Raw genomic sequence first — 19,197 nt, 5'->3', positions numbered from 1 at the left:
GCGCTGCTGCTCGACCGGGCCGGCGCACCCGAGGGCACCGAGGCGGCCACTGGCGCGGCGCGTCCGGCCACAGGCGGCCGCTCCCCGGTGCTCGGCCTTCGCCAGCGCGCCCTCGTCGATACCGCGTCCGGGGTCGCGACCCTCTTGACCGCGCCCAGCGTCGAGGCGCGCAGAACCGGCCTCGCCGCCCTGGAGCGCCGGATCGCCTCGGTGCCGGATGCTGTCCTCCTGCGCGCGGGGGCCGCCGAGGGCGACGCGGGCCTGCGGGCCTCCATCGGAGCGGTCGCGCAATCCGCCGCCCTGTCGTCGCCCGATCCCGCGCGCCGGCGCGCGGCGATCCAGGCGGTGTCCGATTCACCCTCGGGCGCGGCTTTCTCGCGTCTCTCCGCCCTCAAGGCCGATCCGGCCTACGGTGCGGACCCGGCCTTCCGCGCGGCGCTGGATGCCGGCCTCGCCCGGGTGGAGCGTGCCGTCACGGTGGGGAACGGCCTCGCGATCCTCTACAACGGCCTGAGCTTTGCCAGCATCCTGTTCATGGCCGCCGCCGGCCTCGCGATCATCTTCGGGCTGATGGGGGTGATCAACCTCGCCCAGGGCGAGTTCATCATGATCGGCGCCTACGCGACCTACGGCGTGCAGGAGGCCGTTCGCCGCTTCGCACCGGGCTGGCTCGACGCCTATCTGCTCGCCGCGATCCCCGTGGCGTTCCTGGCGTCCGCGCTGGTGGGCATCGCCATCGAGGCGCTGATCCTGCGCCACCTCTACCGGCGCCCGCTGATGAGCCTCCTCGCCACCTGGGCGGTCAGCCTGTTCCTCGTCAACGGAGTCCGGGTCGCGGTGGGCTCGCAGAACCTGCAATTCGCGATGCCGTCCTACGTCAGCGGCGGCGTACCGCTCTACGCCGACTTCGTCGTCACCTGGAACCGCCTCTTCGCCATCGCTTTTGCCGTCGTCACCCTCGTGCTCACCCTGCTGATCCTGAAGCGGACGCCGCTCGGCCTCGACATCCGCGCGGTGACGCAGAATCGCGACATGGCCGCCTGCCTCGGCATCCGCACCCGCCGGGTCGACCGGCTCGCCTTCGGCTTCGGCTCGGGGCTCGCGGGCCTCGCGGGCGTGGCCCTCTGCCCGATCTACAGCGTGAACCCCGGCATGGGCGCCAACTTCATCGTCGACAGCTTCATGGTGGTTGTGCTCGGCGGCGTCGGCACGGTGGCCGGCACCCTCGTGGCGGCGCTCGGCATCGGCGGCGCCAACGTGCTGATCGAACCGCTCTACGGGGCGGTCGCCGCCAAGGTGATCGTGCTGGTGGGCATCATCCTGTTCCTGCAGCGCCGGCCCGAGGGGCTGTTCGCGCTCCGGCGCCGGCGATGAGCGGCGCCTTGGATCGTCCGCACCGCGCACCCCTCCGGCGGATCGGTCCGACGCTGGGGCGTGATCCGCTTCTAACGGGCCTCATCGCCCTCATCGCGGCGACCGCCCTCGGCCTCCTGGCTCTGCAGCCGGCCCCCTATCTCATCAACATGGTGGGGCAACTCGCGGCCTTCGCGATCCTGGCCGTCTCCCTCGACCTCGTCTGGGGCTATCTCGGAATCCTCAGCCTCGGGCACGGGTTGTTCTTCGCCATCGGCGGCTATGTCTGCGCCATGCATCTCCTGGCGCATGGCTACGCGCTCACGGGCGTCGCGCCGGACCTGATGCAGTTCATGGGCTGGAAGAGCCTGCCGGCCTACTGGACCGGCCTGACCAGCGCGCCCTACGCACTGGCCCTCGCCCTGGCGCTGGCGGCGGGCGTCGCTTTCCTGTTCGGTCTCGCCTCGTTCCGCTCGCGGGTGAACGGGGTCTACTTCTCGATCATCAGTCAGGCCCTGGTCTACGTCGCCATGCTGCTGATGTTTCGCAACGACACCGGGCTCGGCGGCAACAACGGCATGACGGGCTTTGCCCTCCTGTTCGGCTGGCCCATGGGGGCGCCGGGCGTCGTCACCGGCCTCGCCGTGACCACCCTCGGCGTCCTGGCCGGCGTGCTCGTCGGCGCGCGGGCGCTGGTGGCGAGCCCGGTCGGCCGCCGGATGCTCGCCTGCCGGGACGACGAGGCGCGCCTGCGCACCCTCGGCTACGGCACCACCCGCCTGAAGCTCGGGATCTGGTGCCTCTCGGCCATGATCGCCGCATTGGCGGGTGTCCTCTACGTGCCCCAGGTCGGCATCATCAATCCGCGCATCCTCAGCCCCGATCTCTCCATCGAGATCGCGGTCTGGGTCGCCATCGGCGGAATGGGCCGGCTCGGCGGCGCGGTGATCGGGGCCGTGGCGGTCAACGCCCTGAAGTTCTGGCTGAGCGCGGCGATGCCCGAGGCCTGGCCCTTCATCCTGTCCGGCCTCGTCCTCGTGGTGGTGCTGGGCCTGCCCAATGGTCTCCTCGACCTCGCGGCCCTGCGCTGGACGCCGACTTGGCTGCGCCGAGGCGGACCGCTGGCATGAGCGCGCTCGTGATCGACAACCTCCATGTCGTCTTCGGCGCCTTTCGGGCCCTCGACGCCCTGTCGCTCGCCGTCGATTCCGGCGAGGTGCGCGCGGTGATCGGCCCGAACGGCGCCGGCAAGACCACCCTCCTCGACGCCATCACGGGGATCACCCGGCCGCGCTCCGGGCGCATCCTTCTCGGCGACACGTACGACCTGACGGCCTGTTCGGAGGCGGAGATCGCCCGGGCCGGGGTGCGGCGCAAGTTCCAGAAGCCGAGCGTCTTTCCCGCCCTCACGGTCCGCGAAAACCTCGCCATCGGCTGCGGCCCCGAATGCCCGGCGCGCACGCGGCCGGCCCGCCTCGCCTCCACCCTGTCCGAGACCGGCCTGGAAGCCCGGGCGGACACCCTCGCCGGCGCGCTGGCGCATGGGGAGAAGCAGTGGCTGGAGATCGGCATGGTGCTGGCCTCCGAGCCCCGCCTCATCCTCCTCGACGAGCCGGTGGCGGGCCTGTCGGATGCCGAGACCGCCAGCACCGCCGACCTGATCGGGGCGCTGCGCCGGCCCGACCGCGCCATCCTGGTGATCGAGCACGACATGGCCTTCGTCGAGGCGGTGGCGGACCGGGTCACCGTGCTGCACGAGGGCCGCACCCTGTTCGAAGGCTCGATGACGGGCGCCCGGGCCGATGCCCGCGTGATCGAGGTGTTCCTCGGCCGATGAGCAGCCCCTCCGCGATCCACCCCCCGGCAGCCCTCGACGTCTCGGGCCTCGACCAGCATTACGGCAGCGCCCAGGTGCTGCGGAACGTCGGCTTCAGCGTGACGCCGGGCGCCTGCCTCGCGGTGCTCGGCCGCAACGGCGCGGGCAAGACCACGCTGCTGCGCTGCCTGACCGGGCTGATCCCCGCGACCCGTGGGACCATCCGCCTCGACGGCGCCGAGATCGCCCGGCTGCCCTCGGACCGGCGCGCCCGCTCGGGGCTCGCCATCGTGCCCCAGGGCCGCGAGATCTTCGCCGACCTCAGCGTCGCCGAGAACCTTCGCGTGGCCGCCCGGGCGCATGGCCTGGAGCGCAGCGGCGCCATCGAGGAGGCCGTCGCCCTGTTTCCGGCCCTGCGCGACCTCTGGCACCGCCCGGGCGGCAATCTCTCGGGCGGGCAGCAGCAGCAACTCGCCATCGCCCGGGCCCTCGCGACCCGGCCGCGCATCCTGCTCCTCGACGAGCCGACGGAGGGTATCCAGCCGTCCATCGTCTCGGCCATCGAGGCGGTGATCGAGGGTCTGAAGGGCCGGATCACCGTGCTCCTCGTCGAGCAATACCTCGATTTCGCGATCCGCCTCGCCGACGCCTTCGTCGTGCTCGCGCGCGGGAGCGTGGTCGAGCAGGGCTCGGCCGAGGATCTGAACCACGAGGCCGTCTCGCGGCACATCGCCGTCTGACCCGAAACCCGAAGGAGCCCGCATGTCCACGCATCACGAGATCCCCGCGACCCCCGAGAGCATGGTGCTGGGCTATTTCGACGCCGCGCTGCCTCCCGTCCTGGAGATCGCCTCCGGCGATACCGTGACGCTGCACTCGTTCCCGGCCGGCGGACGCGAATCCCTCCATCCCGATCCGGTCCGGGTGCCGGAGGATTACCGCCGCGCCCTCGACACGCTGGCGCAGGGCCCCGGCCCCCACTTCGTCACGGGGCCGGTCCACGTGCGCGGGGCCGAGCCCGGCGACGTGCTGCAGGTCGACATCCTCGACCTGAAGTTCCGCATGGATTGGGGCTTCGTGGCGATCCTGCCGCTGCTCGGCACGCTGCCGGACGAGTTCACGGATTACGAGACCATCCACCCGGACATCGACGTGGCGCGGGGCGTCGCGGTGCTGCCCTGGGGCACGGAACTTCCCCTCGACCCGTTCTTCGGCATCATGGGCACGGCCCCGCCCGCCGCCTGGGGCCGCGTCGGCACCCCGGTCCCGCGGGGGTTCGGCGGCAACATGGACAACAAGGAACTCAAGGTCGGCACCACCCTCTACCTGCCGGTCTACAATGCCGGCGCCGGTTTTTACGCGGGCGACGGCCACGGGGTGCAGGGCGACGGCGAGGTCTGCATCACCGCCCTGGAGACCGGGCTGACGGGCACGTTCCGCCTCACCGTGCGCAAGGACCTCGGCTTCACCTGGCCCTTCGCCGAGACGCCCACGGACCTGATGTCGATCGGCCTGCACGAGAGCCTCGACGAGGCCATGCGCCAGGCGGTGCGCGAAATGGTGCGCCACGTCTGCGCCCGCACGAGCCTGACGCGCAACCAAGCCTACATGCTGTGCTCGCTCGCGGGCAACCTGCGCATCACCCAGACGGTGGACGGCAACAAGGGCGTGCACATGCTGATGCCCAAGAGCGCGTTGCCCAATAGCGCGTTGCTCACGCCGGGCCGTTGACCCGCCGGGACGCGACTCTCCGGTGCGCCTGATCCGTCATCGGACCATCGGGCGCATCCGGCCTTCGGCGCGAGGCAGATTCGCGCCGGACGCTGCAGGTCCTTCGGTTGCCGGTCGAGCCGGTCGGCACGCACGCCGCGCGGCGTTCGGAGACGACGGGCGGAAATCCGTATTGCTTGCCCGACCAAGACAAGTTCTTGAAGGACGAGCGGTATTATTGGAGGCGCCGAGAGACGGCCGAGATTTGTTCTTTAAAAACGAACGCCTCATTCTACGGGCGTTTCATTGATGTTTTTCTGTGCCTTTTGATTGGAAAATCTGCTAGGACGTAGAAATTCGGCTCATGAGATAGGGACACATCCGGGTCCTTGCGGTGAACTCGCAGCACGAGAGGGACACCCATGGCCGACGAGAAGCCGAATATGGAATTCTCGGATCTGACCGGCCGGGCGACCCAGGACGGCGTCACGGTGACGGTCAACGTCTATCGCTTCGCCGGCTCGCAGGATCCCTGGACGCTGGAAGTCATCGATCAGGCGGGCTGGTCGACGGTCTGGCGCGATACCTTCGCCTCCGACGAGGACGCGCTCGACGCCTTCGCCGATGCCGTGGAGGAGGGGGGCGGCATGCGCGCGTTCCTGGAGCCCCCGCCGACGTTGCACTGACACGCACCCGATTTTTCCATCGACGATTGCGGTCGGGTCGCGCGGAAAGGCGTGGCGACATTCCAGGAGAGAGCCCATGCGCATCCTTGTCGGCTGCGAGATGACCTACACGTTTGCCCAGCCCACGCCCGTCATCGCGACGCTCAACGTTCATGCGTCGCGGGTCTCGGATCTGGAGCGGCCGGACCACCTCATCACCAGCCCCTCCGTGCCGCTGGAAGGGTATCGCGATACCTTCGGGAACTGGTGCCAGCGCATGACCGCGCCGGCGGGGCTGTTCACGCTGAAGACCGAGACGGTCGTGCGCGACGCGGGCAAGGGCGACCGTCCGGTGCCCGAGGCCGCGGAGACGCCCATCGCCCAGCTGCCCACGGACAGCATCCTCTTCCTGCTGGGGAGCCGCTACTGCGAGACCGACCGGCTCTCGCAGATCGCGTGGGACCTGTTCGGGCACTTATCCCCTGGCTGGAGCCGGGTCCAGGCGATCTGCGACTACGTGCATGATCGCATCACCTTCGGCTACGAGCATGCGCGCGCCACGCGGACCGCGTTCGAGGTGTTCGAGGAGCAGCGCGGCGTCTGCCGCGACTACGCGCACCTCGCCATCGCGTTCTGCCGGTGTCTCAACATCCCGACCCGCTACTGCAACGGCTACGTGAGCGACATCGGCCTTCCGCTGCCGCACGCGCCAGGCGACTTCGCGGCCTGGATGGAGGTGTATCTCGATGGCCGCTGGCACACGTTCGATCCGCGCAACAACGCGTCGCGGATCGGCCGCATCCTGATCGCCTACGGCCGGGACGCCGCCGACGTGCCGCTCACCCTGACCTTCGGGGCGAACACCCTGACGAAGTTCCTGGTTACCACCGAAGAAGCCCCGGCCATCGCCTGAAGCGGCCGCAGGACGGCGCCCGTCATCGCCGACGCCCGAACGCGTCGGCACCACACACCACAGAAAGCGAAAAACCCCATGACCAAGACCAACATGCTCGTCGAGAACGTCTCCATCGCCGATATCGCGGGCCGCAGAGCCGAACGCCTGGAATATCTGAAGGGCGTCTACCTCAACATGGTCCCCGATCAGGCGCGCAATCCGACCCTGCGCGTGCGGCTCAGCCGCCTCGGAGCCGGTGGACAGCCCGCCTACCGGATCGAGCGGGACGATTCCGACGGTCAGACCGTCATCATGGGGTTCTACCAGGGCGACAAGCACAAGCCCCTGCCCAAGAGACTCCACGATTGCGACGGGCCGACCTGGAGCAGCAAGACCATGAGCTACGTCGATCTGCGTGCCCTCCACAACAGCGAGATCGGGGCATGAGCCGTCCATGATCGAGTTCTTCGACCGGGCCGGCGGCGAGGCGGCGTTCTGCCACGATGGGCAGTCGCTCTATCTCTGGAGCGGCAAGGCCGCCGCCTACATCCACGACGACAAGGTCTACGCCTATGACGGCCGCTTCATCGGCTGGGCGGACCGAGGCTGGATTTCGGACGCGGACGGGGCCTGCCTCCTCTTCGAGCACGACGCGGTCGGGGGCCCGCAGAAGCCCAAGCGGCAGACGAAGTCCACGCCCGGTCCGCGCGGCGTACGGCCTGCGCGCGCCGCGCCCCAGCCGGCTCCTCCGCATCGGGCGGCGCCCCTGGTCTGGTCCGACCGCGTCTTTTCCGACCTGATCTGAACCGCGCCGACGGGCGCGTCGACGGGGTTGTTCCTTGCAAGACTCTTGGCAAAAATCCGGAAACCGCATGATCGCGACAAAGAAGCTGGCCCGTGTCCTCACCGACGAGACGGAGGGCGGCTATCGGCTGACCTTCGAGTGCGTGGATGGGGAGATCTTCCGCATCCTCGCCAGCGAGGATCAGGTGAACGATCTCATCGACGAGCTCGATGAACTCGTCGGCGACGATACCGACGAAAAGCCGGAGCTCACCGAGGAGGAAGAACACGTCAGCGAGGAGCAGCCCTCCTGAGACCGGAGCGGTTCGGGATCGCTCCAGATGCTTGCGTCGCCGGCTCGCCGGCGGCGCGTCAGCCTCCGTCGCGCGACACGAGATGCCGGACGCGCTCCAGCGTCGCGAGCGCGTCGCCGGCAGCGGCAAAGGCCGCGGTGTTGTCGAAGATGCACCAGCTCGGACGCCTGTCCGACGCGTCCTTTGCCAGCCGGTCCGCGGTCGCGTCGAGCACGCTCGCCGGGTAGGCCGAGTAATAGATCTTGGGCGAGCCGTGCAGCCGGTAATAGTGCAGTTCGCGCCAGCCACCCGGTTCCTGGGCGCCGGGGACCGGGGCCGGATCGGCCGCCACCCGTGCGATCCGCAGGTCTACCAGAAGCGCGTCGACGGCCGGGTCGAGCCAGCTCGCGTGCCGGGGCTCGCAGACGATGTCGCCGCCATGGGCCTGCCGGAACGCATTCAAGAATGCCCGGCTCGTCCGTTCGTCGAAGCGAAGGCTCGGCGGCAGCTGAAGCAGCAGGGGGCCGAGCTTTCGGCCGAGGCCCGCCACCTCTTCCAGGAACTGGCGAAGGGGCGCCTCGGCGTCCACGAGGCGCCGCTCGTGCGTGATCGTGCGCGGCACCTTCACGGCGAACCGGAATTGCCCGGGCACCGCCGCGGCCCAGCGCTCGTAGGTCGCCAAGCGATGCGAGCGATAGAACGACGTGTTGATCTCCGCCACGTCGAGGCGCTGGGCGTAGCGCTCGAGGTGGCTACCCTGGACTGGAAACGCCACGGCATGGGCCTTCGGGACGTTCCACCCGGCGGTTCCGATCGCGATCACGTCTCACGCTCCTCCCGACGCTGGAACGGTTCAGCACAGCATCCGGTTCGCGCGACGTCGATCCTTGTCAGACGATGCGGATCGACAGGTCGGGCAGGCCCTCGATCCGGCCGAGCAGAACGTCGCCCCTGACCACCGGGCCGACATTCTCCGGCGTTCCCGAATAGATGAGATCGCCCGCCTTCAGCGCGAAGGCTTGCGACAGTTTCGAGATCTGTTCGGCCACACTCCAGATCATCTTGTCGAGGTCGGAGTTCTGTCGCAGCACGCCGTTGACCGAGAGCGAGATGGCACCCTTCCGGAGGTGTCCGACCTTGGCGACCGTCGTGAGGGGGCCGATCACCGCGCCGTGGTCGAAGCTCTTTCCGATCTCCCACGGCTTCTTCTCGGCCGCCATGCCGTTCTGGAGATCGCGCCGGGTCATATCGAGCCCCAGCGCGTAGCCGTAGACGTGATCGAGGGCGTGCTCCGGCGGGATGTCGACGCCGCCCGAGCGCAGGGCGGCGACCAGTTCGACCTCGTGATGGTAGTTCTTCGTCAGCGACGGATAGGGATGCTCCGCAACCGCGCCGATCGCGACGTTCTGGATCGCGTCGGTCGGCTTCTGGAAGAAGAACGGGGCCTCACGATCCGGATCGGACCCCCGCTCACGGGCGTGCGCCGCATAGTTGCGCCCGATGCACTAGATGCGTCGGACCGGAAAGACTCGGCTCTCGCCGACGACGGGCACGGTGATATTCGGGAGAGCGAAGAGCGGCTCCGGCGTCGATTGCGCCGCCGCCGGTCGGGGCCCGGCGGCGGTGGCCACGGCGGCGAACGCGAGCAGGTCGCGTCGGGATGCGGTCATGGTGTGGTCCTTGTCGTCACGAAAAATCTGAAGTCTTGCGCAGTCGGACGCGCCGGAGCGCATGCCCGGTTCGGCGGCGCGGTCCACGGCCCCGGACGGCCACGCCGGGGTCGAGGACGTGCCCGGCGCTTGGCGACGGAGGGCAGCGGTGAAGCGTCTCCGCTGCCCTCCGTCGCCGCAGGACGCTAGTTGAGCGCGAGTGGATCTCGCTCGTTCAGGAAGGCGGAGACCTCTCGGAAGAACTGCATGCGGTTCTTCTCCATCATCACCGTGTGGGTGCCCTCGCCAAGCTCGATGAACCGCTTGTAGGGCGCGGCCGTCAGCTTGGTGAAATACTCCTGCGCCTGGTAGCTCGGCAGGTCGGCGTCCCATTCCGCATGGATCACCAGGGTCGGCACGCGGATGAGGCCAGGATCGTAGAGGGGCTTGCCGGCCTGCCAGAACTCCAGGGAATCGGCGATGATCCCGTTGGGCGCGCGCAGAACCGGCGGCGTCTGGGCGGCACCGGCCGCGTCGGTCAGCCAGGTCGCCTCGGCCCATTGCTCGAACCAGCCGGGCGGAATGAGACCGGCCTTCTTGTCCTCCGGCACACCCTTGAGCCAGCGCTCCCGGGCGCTGTCCCGCGACACGCTGCGATAGGCGCCGAGCGGGCCGGTGTTACCGAGGTTCGGCGGCGCCTTGGCGAGCCATTGCGGCGCATAGAGCACCAGGCGGTTCACCTTTTCGTTGTTCTGCGTGGTGTAGAGGCCCATCGTCGAGGTCCCCCAGGACCAGCCCATCAGGTTGAGCTTGTCGACGCCGCGGCGCTTCAGGATCGCGTCGACCGCCTGACCGACGGAGCGGGCGGCATCCGGGGTGCGCATGAACGGTGGGTTGTCGCCGGCCGGCTGGCGCATCTGCGCCGGGCGATCCGAGAAGCCGTAGCCCGGCAGGTCCACGAGGTAGACGTCGTAGCCCTGTCGCGCGAGGTCATCCATCATCGAGAGCCCGTTCAGGGGCAGATCGAACGAGGTCGAGGCCGGATAGGTCGCCCCGTGCACGTAGAGCAGGATCTTCTCGGCCGGGAAGGCGCGCATGCCGGCGGCGCGCTTGTTGCGGACGTAGAGCGTGATGTCCGGGTCGTGCGTCGGAACCCGGAAGCTCTCCATCAGGATCGGCTCCGGCGAGCTCGCTTCGGCCGAGCGGACGGCTCCGCCCATCATCGCCGGATATGTCGCGGCCGCGCCGAGGGCGGCGAGGCTGCCGAGAACTTGGCGTTTCGTCATGTGGCGCTTCGTCGATGTTCTTTGCATCGTTGTCTCCCACCCGCGGAACATCGCGGGTCACGGGTTGGACCACCTCGCCGGGTCGCGAGCAACAGCGCGGGACCGGCCTTTCTCGCGATCGCGGCTGCGGCCCGGACCCTGGTTCGCCGGGCTGACCCGGCACTCTGCTTCCGCGCAGAAATTAGGTATACCAGAGATAGGTCCACGCCGAATCATAAGGACCGTCGCCGCCGCGCAAAGCGCCGGCAGGGAGGAATGTCTGATGAGCCGGAACCCCCGTTTCCGCATGCGTACCCTCGTGTCCGTGGCCGCCGTCCTGGCTTTCGCGGGCAGCGCCTGGGCAAAGCCCGTCCCCCAGCAGAAGCCCGGTGACCCGCCGGTGGTGACCAACAACGTCGACCGGCCGGAGACCGACAGCGATGCGGTGCTGGCCCTGAAGTCGATGACGATGCCGATCACGGCGACGCCTCCCGACAAGCTGCCGCTGGACAAGCTCCATCTGCCGGACGGCTTCAAGCTCGAGGTCTACGCCTCCGGCCTCGCCAATGGGCGATCGATGCAGCTCGGCGACAAGGGCACGCTGTTCGTCGGCAGCCGAATCGCCGGCCGCGTCTACGCCGTCACCGAGCGTGACGGAAAACGCGAGGTGAAGATCGTCGCCAAGGGCCTGCATCGCCCCAACGGCGTCGCCTTCCACGATGGCACTCTCTACATCGCCGAGGTCTCCAAGATCTCGAAGATGCCCGAGATCGAGGCGAACCTCGATCACCCGCCCGCGCCCGTGACGGTCTACGAGGACCTGCCGAAGGACGAGGCGCACGGCTGGAAATTCATCAAGGTCGGTCCCGACGGCAAGCTCTACGTGCCGGTCGGCGCGCCCGGCAATTCCCTGATTCCCCCGGACACGCATGCGCAGATCCGTCGGATGGATCTCGATGGCAAGAACGTCGAGGTGATCGCCCGGGGCGTGCGCAACACCGTCGGCTTCGACTGGAACCCGAAGACCCGCCAGCTTTGGTTCACCGACAACGGGCGCGACTGGATCTCCGAAGACCTGCCCAACGACGAACTGAACGTGCTGGCGGAGCCCGGCAAGCAGCATTTCGGCTTCCCCTATTGCCACCAGGGCAATTTCACCGACCCTGAATATGGCTGGGGTCATTCCTGCGAGGAGTTCACCGCACCCGTGACGCTCCTGGGCGCGCATACGGCCTCGCTCGGGATGCGGTTCTCCACGGGCGCTCAGTTTCCCGAGGCCTACCGCAACGGCATCTTCATCGCGCAGCACGGCTCCTGGAACCGGACGAAGAAGTCGGGGGCACAGGTCGTCTTCGCCAAGCTCGACGACAGCGGCAAGGTCGTCTCGGTCGAGCCGTTCCTGACGGGTTTTCTCGAGAACAACGAGCTGATCGGCCGGCCCGTCGACGTCCAGGTCGCGGGCGACGGCACGCTGTTGGTCTCCGACGACCTCAACGGCGCCATCTACCGCGTCAGCTACGACGCTCACGCCAAGCACGCGTCGAAGTAGCCGCCCGGCGGGTCGCGTCGGCACGCGCGACCCGCGCCTTCCAGGGGTGTCCGGCCCATGCAGGGCGTCGGGATGCCCGAAGCCCAGCAGGTCCCGCTCGATGCGCCTTTTCCTCGTTGCCGCCTTCGCCGTGACGCTCGCCGCCGGGGCGACCGCCGCGCCCTCCATCGAGGCCTGCACCGGATGCCATGGGGCCGGCACCTCGCAATCGGAGGGGGTGCCGTCCCTCGGCGGCATGCCGGCGGTCTATGTCACCAACCAGCTCTTCATGTTCCGGGAGGGGCAGCGCAAGGCCGAGCCCATGAACGCGCTCGCGGAACCGATGAGCGACGAGGATCTGCAAGCCTATGCCGCCGCCATCGTCGCCTTGCCGCCGCCCGCCTATGAGGGCGAGCCCGGCGAGCCGGCGCGGATGGCCCGCGCCGAGGCCGCCATCGGCAAACATCGCTGTGCCTCCTGCCACGGGCGCGACCTCGGCGGCGACAAGGGCATTCCCCGCATCGCCGGCCAGCGGGAGGAGTACCTCGGCCGCACGCTGAGCGCCTACAAGACCAGCGAGCGTGCGGGGTTCGACCCGCAGATGAACGAGGTGGCGGGCGAATTGTCCGCCGCCGAGATCGCGGACCTCGCCTACGCTCTCGCGCGCCGCGCGCCGGGCCCCGCCAAACCGTAGTCGGGCCGGCGCATCACGCGGCCTGGAAGCAGCGGGCGAGGAGGCCGCGCAAAGCCAGGCGCAGGCTGGCGGTGCGGGCGATGGGGTCCACCGCCTGGGTGAACAGGCGCAGGATCAGGGTCCGCCGCTGCAGGGGGGTCGGCGCGAGGGCGACCACGCAGGTTCCCGCCTCCGCCGCCGTGAAGCGGGCCGGCACCCAGCCGGTCGGCTCGATCAAAACCTCCAGCGCGTCCCCGGGGACGAACGCGCCGGGCGCCGCCAACCGCAGCTGGGCCGTCTCCATGCCGAGGCGGGCGAGAACCCCGTCATAGGCGACGCCGCCGGACCGGACCCGCACCGGCTCCTCGATCCGGAACTCCTCCGGCCCCCGTGGCCGCTCGAAGCAGACGAGGAAGGCGACGAAGCTGAACAGCATCGCGACCCCGGCCCAGATCAGGTTGAAGTAGTCGATGGGCGAGATCTCGGTGGCGCCGGACGGCGACACGAAGGACCAGACGATGGCACCGGCCGAGAGCAGGCAGATCGCGCCGAAGCCCGCGGCCATGCGCCAGCGCACCATCGAGATCGAGCGGTCGCCGCCCTTGTCGGTGACCTTGAAGGGGCGCCCGAACGGACGGATCGCCGCCGAGACCAGGGTGAGGCTGATGGCGAGCGCCGTCATGATGTGCGTCACCTCCATGAACAGCGGCAGCGTGCGCCGGCCCGAGACCCAGCCGCTATAGGTCCAGAGCGCGAACAGCGCGGGCAGGCCGTAGCGCAGGAACGAGAGGTAGTCGGCGAAGAAGGCCGGCATGTCGAAGAACCAGTAGATCGACGGCGCCACCAGCATGAGCACGATGAACGGCTTGCACAGCCAGTTCAGCACGCCGTGCAGGTAGTGCAGCCGCTGCATTAGCGTGTAGTCGCCGCCCCGGAACGGCCCGGCCTTGAGCAGGGCGACCTGCATGGTGCCGAGGCACCAGCGGGTACGCTGGGTGATGTATTCCGGCAGGCCCTCCGCCGAGAGGCCGGCGCTGAGGCGCTCGTTCAGCCAATGCGTCCGATAGCCGTGGCGCATCAGCGAGTAGGTCAGGTTGATGTCCTCGCAGATGGCGTCGTGCGGGAATCCGCCCATCTCCACGACGCGGTCGCGCCGGACCAGGAACGAGGTGCCGACGCAGAAGGCGCAGCCCCAGGCGTCCTTGGCGGGCTGGAACACGTCGAAGAAGATGCGCTGGTCGTCGACCCAGGCCTCGGAGGCCATCAGGTTGTGCTGGATCGGATCGGCGTTGAAGAAGAACTGCGGCGTCTGGACCACGGCGGCCCGGGCGTCGTGGAAGAGCCCGACGGCCCGGCGCAGGATGTTGGGCGCCACCGCGAAATCCGCGTCGAGCACCAGGATGATCGGCGCGTTGGTGATGCGCGCCGTGTGCTGGAGCGCGTTGTTGAGGTTGCCCGCCTTGGCGCCCGCGTTGTCGGGCCGCGTCACGTAATTCGCCCCGACCTCCTCGCAATAGGCGCGCAGCCAGTCGCGGCGGGTGTCGTCGCAGACCCAGACGGTGGCGTTCGGGTAATCCACCGCCAGCGCCGGGATGATCGACTTCTCCACCACGTCGAGGGGTTCGTTGTAGGTGCAGATGAAGATGTCGACGGCGGGCCAGGCGCCGCTCGCCGTCAGCCGCGCCTCCTCGCGGTCGGCTTCCGCCGAGCGGTCCTTAAAGCGGAACAGGATGACGATGGACATCAGCGTGTAGACGATCGCCACCATCTCGAAGGCGAAGAACAGGTAGGGCCAGAGCTTGTCGAGCCCCGGCTCCAGGCGCGGCAGGGTGTCGTGCCAGCGCCAGGCGGCGTAGCAGAGGATGAACACGGCCGTGGTCAGCCCGAACAGGATGCGGTCGGCCGCACGCGTGCGATCGAGCAGGCCGGCCATCACCAGGAGACCGATCAGGATGCCCAGATCGATGGTGAGGACGGCAAAGACGTCCTGGGGTGCTTCGAACATGGTCGGGGTTACTCCACGCTCCGCCCGGTGAACGGATTCCAGCCCCTGGCCGCGAGGACGCCCCAGGCGGTGGCGCCGAGATGAGGCCGGCGGAAATAGTAGAAGTCGGGCTCCACGCTCGCCGGGCCGATGGCGATGCCGGTGGTCAGGCGCTCGACATCGGTGGCGAACAGGAAGCCGGAGGGCGAGACCTGACGCCCGAGGGTGGTCAGAAGGCGCTCGGCATCGGCGCCGCGCCCCAGGGCGCGCAGGGTGAGGGCGGCCTGGGCCGTACCCTCGACCCAGAGGCCGTCACGGTCCTCGTTGAAGTCGAAGCCCCCCCGGGTCGCGAGATTGCGCTCGGCGAAGTCGAGGGCTCGGCGCCAGGATTCGGGTGCATCCACCACCCCGATCAGCGGCCAGAGCTGCGTGTCGAGGGCGATATGGGTCGTGGGCTGGAGCTGGCCCGCCGGGTTCGTGCCGAGGCGAAACACGCCAGAATCGGGCGCATAGACGGCATCGAGGAAGCCGCGTGCCGTGGCGGCGATCCGGGCTACGTCCGGCTTGCCGTCGAGGCGGTGAAGCCAGGCGGCCACCGCATGGACATCGAGGTTGTGCTCGGTGGATTTCCACGTCAGCCGCGTCTGGCTCGGATCGAAGCCGTCGACACCGCCGGAATAGCCTTGGGGTTCACGCTGATCGCTGGCCTGGCCATCGATCCAGGCCAGCATCCGCCGGGCACCGGCACGGTAGCCGCCCTGCGGCGCCGCGGCGTCGAGGTTGAGGAGAGCGAGAGCGGCCCATGCGACGTTCCCCGTCGCGGTGCCGTCCTGATAGGCATCCTCGGCCCAGAGCTTCTGCTTGGCGTCCCACCAGCCCGGCAGGGCGAGGGGGCCGGCACCGACTGGGCCGGCGCGATAGGCGTTACGGACACGCCCATCCGAGAAGGTACGGTCCCGCGCCAGGGCGGCGAGCAGCGCGTCGCCGATGCGCCGGGCGCGATCCACCTCGCCGCAGGCGGTGAGTGCGATCGCCGCCAGGGCATTGTCGTAGGTGAAGGCGGACGTTCGCAGAGGCGCGGGCACCTCGGTCTCGTCGGGTCCCGGACGGTAGCTCGCCACGAAGACCGGCCCCGGCTCCGCCGCATCCACCGCGTCGGACAGGGACCGGCACAGGGTCTGCGCGAGGGGCGAGGCTCCCCGCGCCGCTTCGGGCGGCGCCGGTTTCGCGCTCAGCGGCGATACCATCAGGGTGGCCAAGAGCATCGGCGCGACGACGAGCGCCGCGCAGGACGGGCGCCCGGCCCGTGCGGCGGTCGGGATCAATGCGTGTTCTCGGCGGCGTGCTGGCGCCGCTCGGCCCGGTCCGCCGGATCGTTCTCACGGCGGCCCGAAACCCGGGCGACCAGATCGCGGACCCCCGTCGAGACGGCACCCGCCGCCTGGGTGAAGCCGCTCGCGACGGAAGCCCAGGTCTCCTTCACCTCCGGCGAATGCACGCCGCGGCTGACGAGATCGGAGGCTTTCGTGGCCGTGCCGCTGGCGGTGGAGGCGAGGACGCTCCAGGCCGCCTTGGCCTCGGGGCCGCTGAAGCCCGCCGCCATCGCCTTCCAGGCGACCGAGGCCGAGGGAACCCAGCCGTTCTCCCGCGTGATCGTGACCCACTGGCCGACCGAGCAGGGCGTGGTGCGACGCGAGGCCTGCGCGGGCGCGGCGGAATTGGCCGATTCCGGCACCGAGTCGCGGTCGAGGCTGACGAGCACGTACATCTCGCGCCGCTCCGTCTGCGGGAACGGGACCGCGTATTGCTGGTCGGTCTTGTCGCTGGTCTTGGGCAGGATTTCGCTGACCCAGCCGCGCTGTGGGATGGTGCTGCCGGTGGCGGAGATCCGCACGGGGGTTCCGACCTCGAGCTCCTGCGCCTGCCGATAGGAGAAGATCCCGACCGCGAAGGCCTGCTCGCAATCCACCAGCGTGGCCACGGAGTCGCCGGGATTGACGTGGCGTCCCTCTGCGACGCCGAGGCCCAGAACGACGCCGCCGTTCATCGCCCGCATCTCCGCGTCGGCGAGGCTGTCGAGGCGCTTGCTCTCCGCCGCGAGCAGGGTTTCCTGCGCCTTCAGGCTGGCGGTGAGCTGCACTTCCTCGATGGCGAGGCGCTGCGCGTCGAAGGCGAGGTCACGCCGCTTCTGGGTGAGCACCGCCAGGCTGTTGGACTGGTTGCCGACGAAGACGCTCTTCTTGACCGCTCCGAGCTCGGCGAGCTTCTGGTTCAGCTTGGCCGTCTCGGCATCCTTGTCGAAGCGGGCGGCCTCGAGCTTGTGCTGGGTCGGGCGCAGGAGATCGAGGCTCGCGGTGTTGCGGTCGACCATGGCCTGTTGCCGGTCCACGACCGCCTTGGTGGATTGGCCCTCGGCATCCGCCGATGCGACCCGGGCCCGGGCCTCCGCGACCTCCCCGTCGAGCTTGGCCACGGTCTGCTCGACCTGCCGGCGGATCTCGCCGTCGAGGGCCGTCACGTAGGCCTGATCCGATTCCTTCTTCTGGCGGGCGGCCAGCAGGGAGCCGCGCAACTCGTCGACCTTGCCGTCGAGGGTGATCAGGGTGGTGCGGTCGATCCGCGCGTTCTGAATGCGCGCCACCGGGGCACCGGCGCCGAGATGCTGCCCGATGGTGGCGGAGACCTCGGTCATCTGCCCGGCGATCGGCGCCGTCAGCAGGCTGATCGGCGCATTGATCACCGCCCGGTCCGACTGATCGGCGAGGAGCGGCGGCAGCGTCGCCGTCGTCATCAGGAGAGCCAGGACCGTGGCCACCGAATAGGCCGAGACCCGGACCATCCGCGTGTGCGCCGGCTTCTGGACGGCTTTTGGCGGGGAGGCCGGCAAGGGGTGAGGCATGGGACTCTCCAGGATGAATGACACATCATCGACGGGCAGGTCGAGCCTGCGGGTCGTCTTAAGATCAGTTGAAGCGTTGCCTTGGGCCAAGCCGGTCCAGCGCGCACCGTTGCGATGCAAGCGGGGATCGATCCATGCTGAAAGCTTGTGCCTGAACGTTGCTTGACGTGAGCTCGCCCGGGTCGATGGTCACGCTAGACTTGCGTTAACAGTTTGGCAACTCTTGAATTTTCATAAACAAAAGACGTTATTTTGCTGGAATCCGAGTTTCAATGTGAATTCATGGAATTACGGCCTTATTGTCGCTCGTTTGAGGCGCGCAACCTGAATATCTATAGATATATATCGTTATACTGAAGGAAAATTCGTGAACTGATCGTCGGAAGCGCTCGAAGATTTGTATTATAAATCTCAATCGCTTTGACTTAGCTTCACGTTGCCATGTTCCTGATCAGCATCCTGATGGCACCAGCACACTCAATCGCAACGCAGCAAAAACCGTTCCGTAAATAAATCGAAAATTCTCGGCGTATAAAAAAGATAAATTGTCCGTGAGCGCGGCATCTTAGCCGTAGATCGGATGGATTTACCAGAAGTCGTGGAACGCTGACCCATTCGCTAGGAGCATGAAAGAAAAGCGAATTGTTTGGGTTTGTTGAAGGTGGCAGCTGAATGCCCGACTGGCGGTGGCTCTCGCACCGAGCCGCGGGCCTGGCCAGCGTATCGGTGGTGCCGGGCCGTCCCATTCCATGCCGCAACGCGTGCAGTGCAGCACAGCGTCGAGTGTCGCGACGACACACGATCCGGCCGGGACACCTCACCGGGGCTCGCACGGGTCGGGGACATCGACGGTGGTCAGGCCGCTTGCGGCCCCGAGAGCCTGCCAACGCGGACAGGATCGTAAACCTCGCGGGTTTCCGTGCCCGGCCTCAGATCTCCGCGGCTTCGCGGGTGACGAGGCTCGACAGGAACCGATCGTCCTCGCGCGATCCGAAGCGCAGACCCTTCGACGCGGCGGCGACCTCGACGGTCAGCCAGCGCGAGCCAGGACCGTCGACGCGCCCGGCTTCGCGGGCCTCGGACCGACCCGGGTGAACACCGATGACGATGAGGGTGTTGCGGCTCTTCCGTGTGGCGAGAGTTTCGGCCATGTCCCGGACGATATCGGGGTCCAGCGCCTGTTCCGTCATGAGCCAGAGGTGATTGCGGGCGGCTGGATCGTCGACCGCAGTTCGGAACCTGCGAACGCCCGCCTCGAGAAACGCGTAATCGGCGTCGCTGGACGCCGGATCATGGTGGTTGAACACGCAGGGCAGCCCGTAGCGCTCCCTGAAGACCCTGTGGCGACAGCGCCCGAGCGAGGGGTCGGGCCGTTCCGAGATGGGGATGGTCTCGAGATCCGCGCGCCGAAGCAGCGACGCGAAATCGTCCACGAGACAATCGCGCACCATGCCGGGGGTCGAGAAGATCCAGTCGAAGGGCCCCGACCACGTCCGCAGGCCCTCGGTCTTCAGCACATGCGCCATGTGGCAATGGGTGCCGAGGGAGATGTGGTTGACCGGCCCGTCCCCCGGCCTCGCGGGGGCGACGAGGTCCCGAAAGGCCCGGCGCAGTCCGCGCGTGAAGGGCTGCCGCTCCGGCATCGCTCACCGGTCCCGATCAGAATCGGGTGTCGGAGCCTGGG

Annotated in this window: 18 protein-coding genes and 1 pseudogene; 12 read left to right on the top strand and 7 right to left on the bottom strand. The window is 68.6% G+C overall.

Annotated elements, in window-relative coordinates:
- From urtB to JWQ05_RS01480, 10 genes are all read left to right on the top strand, one after another.
- Positions 1-1,374, top strand: a 1,374-nt coding sequence (urtB, locus tag JWQ05_RS01525; protein ID WP_299653365.1) for an urea ABC transporter permease subunit UrtB, incomplete at its 5' end; no start/stop codon positions are given.
- Complete coding sequence (urtC, locus tag JWQ05_RS01520; protein WP_299653363.1) at positions 1,371-2,483, top strand: urea ABC transporter permease subunit UrtC; 1,113 nt, start codon at positions 1,371-1,373, stop codon at positions 2,481-2,483. The genes urtB and urtC, both read left to right, overlap by 4 nt.
- Positions 2,480-3,190 carry an ATP-binding cassette domain-containing protein gene (locus JWQ05_RS01515; RefSeq protein WP_299653361.1) on the top strand — a complete coding sequence of 237 codons (711 nt, stop codon included), beginning with the start codon at positions 2,480-2,482 and terminating at the stop codon, positions 3,188-3,190. Before urtC ends, JWQ05_RS01515 begins: the two co-directional genes overlap by 4 nt.
- A complete protein-coding gene (urtE, locus tag JWQ05_RS01510) occupies positions 3,187-3,909 on the top strand; it encodes an urea ABC transporter ATP-binding subunit UrtE (protein ID WP_299653359.1) in 723 nt (240 codons plus the stop codon). Before JWQ05_RS01515 ends, urtE begins: the two co-directional genes overlap by 4 nt.
- A gap of 22 nt (positions 3,910-3,931) precedes the next feature.
- Positions 3,932-4,900, top strand: a complete 969-nt coding sequence (locus tag JWQ05_RS01505) for an acetamidase/formamidase family protein (protein ID WP_299653356.1) — start codon at positions 3,932-3,934, stop codon at positions 4,898-4,900.
- Between the two features lie 401 nt (positions 4,901-5,301).
- Complete coding sequence (locus tag JWQ05_RS01500) at positions 5,302-5,565, top strand: hypothetical protein (RefSeq protein WP_299653353.1); 264 nt, start codon at positions 5,302-5,304, stop codon at positions 5,563-5,565.
- A gap of 76 nt (positions 5,566-5,641) precedes the next feature.
- Positions 5,642-6,457, top strand: a complete 816-nt coding sequence (locus JWQ05_RS01495; protein WP_299653350.1) for a transglutaminase family protein — start codon at positions 5,642-5,644, stop codon at positions 6,455-6,457.
- Positions 6,458-6,535: 78 nt separating this feature from the next.
- Positions 6,536-6,886, top strand: a complete 351-nt coding sequence (locus tag JWQ05_RS01490) for a hypothetical protein (RefSeq protein ID WP_299653347.1) — start codon at positions 6,536-6,538, stop codon at positions 6,884-6,886.
- A 7-nt stretch (positions 6,887-6,893) separates the two neighbouring features.
- Positions 6,894-7,244 (top strand): 4-fold beta flower protein, encoded by a 351-nt coding sequence (locus JWQ05_RS01485; protein WP_299653344.1) that lies wholly within the window; start codon positions 6,894-6,896, stop codon positions 7,242-7,244.
- Positions 7,245-7,311: 67 nt separating this feature from the next.
- Positions 7,312-7,536 carry a hypothetical protein gene (locus tag JWQ05_RS01480; protein ID WP_299653343.1) on the top strand — a complete coding sequence of 75 codons (225 nt, stop codon included), beginning with the start codon at positions 7,312-7,314 and terminating at the stop codon, positions 7,534-7,536.
- 58 nt (positions 7,537-7,594) lie between these two features.
- Here JWQ05_RS01480 and JWQ05_RS01475 read toward each other — a convergent pair whose 3' ends face one another.
- The 3 genes and pseudogenes from JWQ05_RS01475 to JWQ05_RS01465 form a co-directional block, all read right to left on the bottom strand.
- The gene (locus JWQ05_RS01475) at positions 7,595-8,338 is read right to left on the bottom strand and encodes a DUF72 domain-containing protein (protein WP_299653340.1); all 744 of its coding nucleotides are present in this window, start codon (positions 8,336-8,338) and stop codon (positions 7,595-7,597) included.
- A 67-nt stretch (positions 8,339-8,405) separates the two neighbouring features.
- Positions 8,406-9,185: pseudogene (locus JWQ05_RS01470) on the bottom strand (fumarylacetoacetate hydrolase family protein).
- Between the two features lie 185 nt (positions 9,186-9,370).
- The gene (locus JWQ05_RS01465; RefSeq protein WP_299653337.1) at positions 9,371-10,450 is read right to left on the bottom strand and encodes an alpha/beta fold hydrolase; all 1,080 of its coding nucleotides are present in this window, start codon (positions 10,448-10,450) and stop codon (positions 9,371-9,373) included.
- Between the two features lie 448 nt (positions 10,451-10,898).
- On the opposite strand from JWQ05_RS01465, the gene JWQ05_RS01460 reads away from it, so the two are divergent.
- Together JWQ05_RS01460 and JWQ05_RS01455 are read left to right on the top strand one after the other, a co-directional pair.
- The gene (locus tag JWQ05_RS01460) at positions 10,899-11,978 is read left to right on the top strand and encodes a PQQ-dependent sugar dehydrogenase (RefSeq protein WP_299653371.1); all 1,080 of its coding nucleotides are present in this window, start codon (positions 10,899-10,901) and stop codon (positions 11,976-11,978) included.
- Between the two features lie 100 nt (positions 11,979-12,078).
- Positions 12,079-12,651: a c-type cytochrome gene (locus tag JWQ05_RS01455; RefSeq protein ID WP_299653334.1), complete on the top strand. Its 573-nt coding sequence runs from the start codon at positions 12,079-12,081 to the stop codon at positions 12,649-12,651.
- Between the two features lie 13 nt (positions 12,652-12,664).
- Here the strand turns inward: JWQ05_RS01455 and JWQ05_RS01450 are convergent, their stop codons facing one another.
- The 4 genes from JWQ05_RS01450 to JWQ05_RS01435 all read right to left on the bottom strand — a co-directional run bounded on the left by JWQ05_RS01450 (position 12,665) and on the right by JWQ05_RS01435 (position 19,156).
- A complete protein-coding gene (locus JWQ05_RS01450; RefSeq protein WP_299653331.1) occupies positions 12,665-14,635 on the bottom strand; it encodes a cellulose synthase catalytic subunit in 1,971 nt (656 codons plus the stop codon).
- 8 nt (positions 14,636-14,643) lie between these two features.
- Positions 14,644-15,939 (bottom strand): hypothetical protein, encoded by a 1,296-nt coding sequence (locus JWQ05_RS01445; protein WP_299653328.1) that lies wholly within the window; start codon positions 15,937-15,939, stop codon positions 14,644-14,646.
- On the bottom strand, positions 15,936-17,513 hold the full coding sequence (locus JWQ05_RS01440; RefSeq protein ID WP_299653325.1) for an HlyD family efflux transporter periplasmic adaptor subunit: 1,578 nt from the start codon (positions 17,511-17,513) through the stop codon (positions 15,936-15,938). The genes JWQ05_RS01445 and JWQ05_RS01440 overlap by 4 nt, the downstream gene beginning before the upstream one ends.
- A gap of 929 nt (positions 17,514-18,442) precedes the next feature.
- Positions 18,443-19,156: a DUF1796 family putative cysteine peptidase gene (locus JWQ05_RS01435; RefSeq protein WP_299653322.1), complete on the bottom strand. Its 714-nt coding sequence runs from the start codon at positions 19,154-19,156 to the stop codon at positions 18,443-18,445.
- Positions 19,157-19,197: the final 41 nt, after the last annotated feature.

Origin of the sequence: Methylobacterium sp. (genome assembly GCF_028290105.1) — a bacterium.
GTDB lineage: Bacteria > Pseudomonadota > Alphaproteobacteria > Rhizobiales > Beijerinckiaceae > Methylobacterium.
Note: the sequence above shows the minus strand (reverse complement) of the source record. Positions and strands in the feature narration are given on the sequence as shown.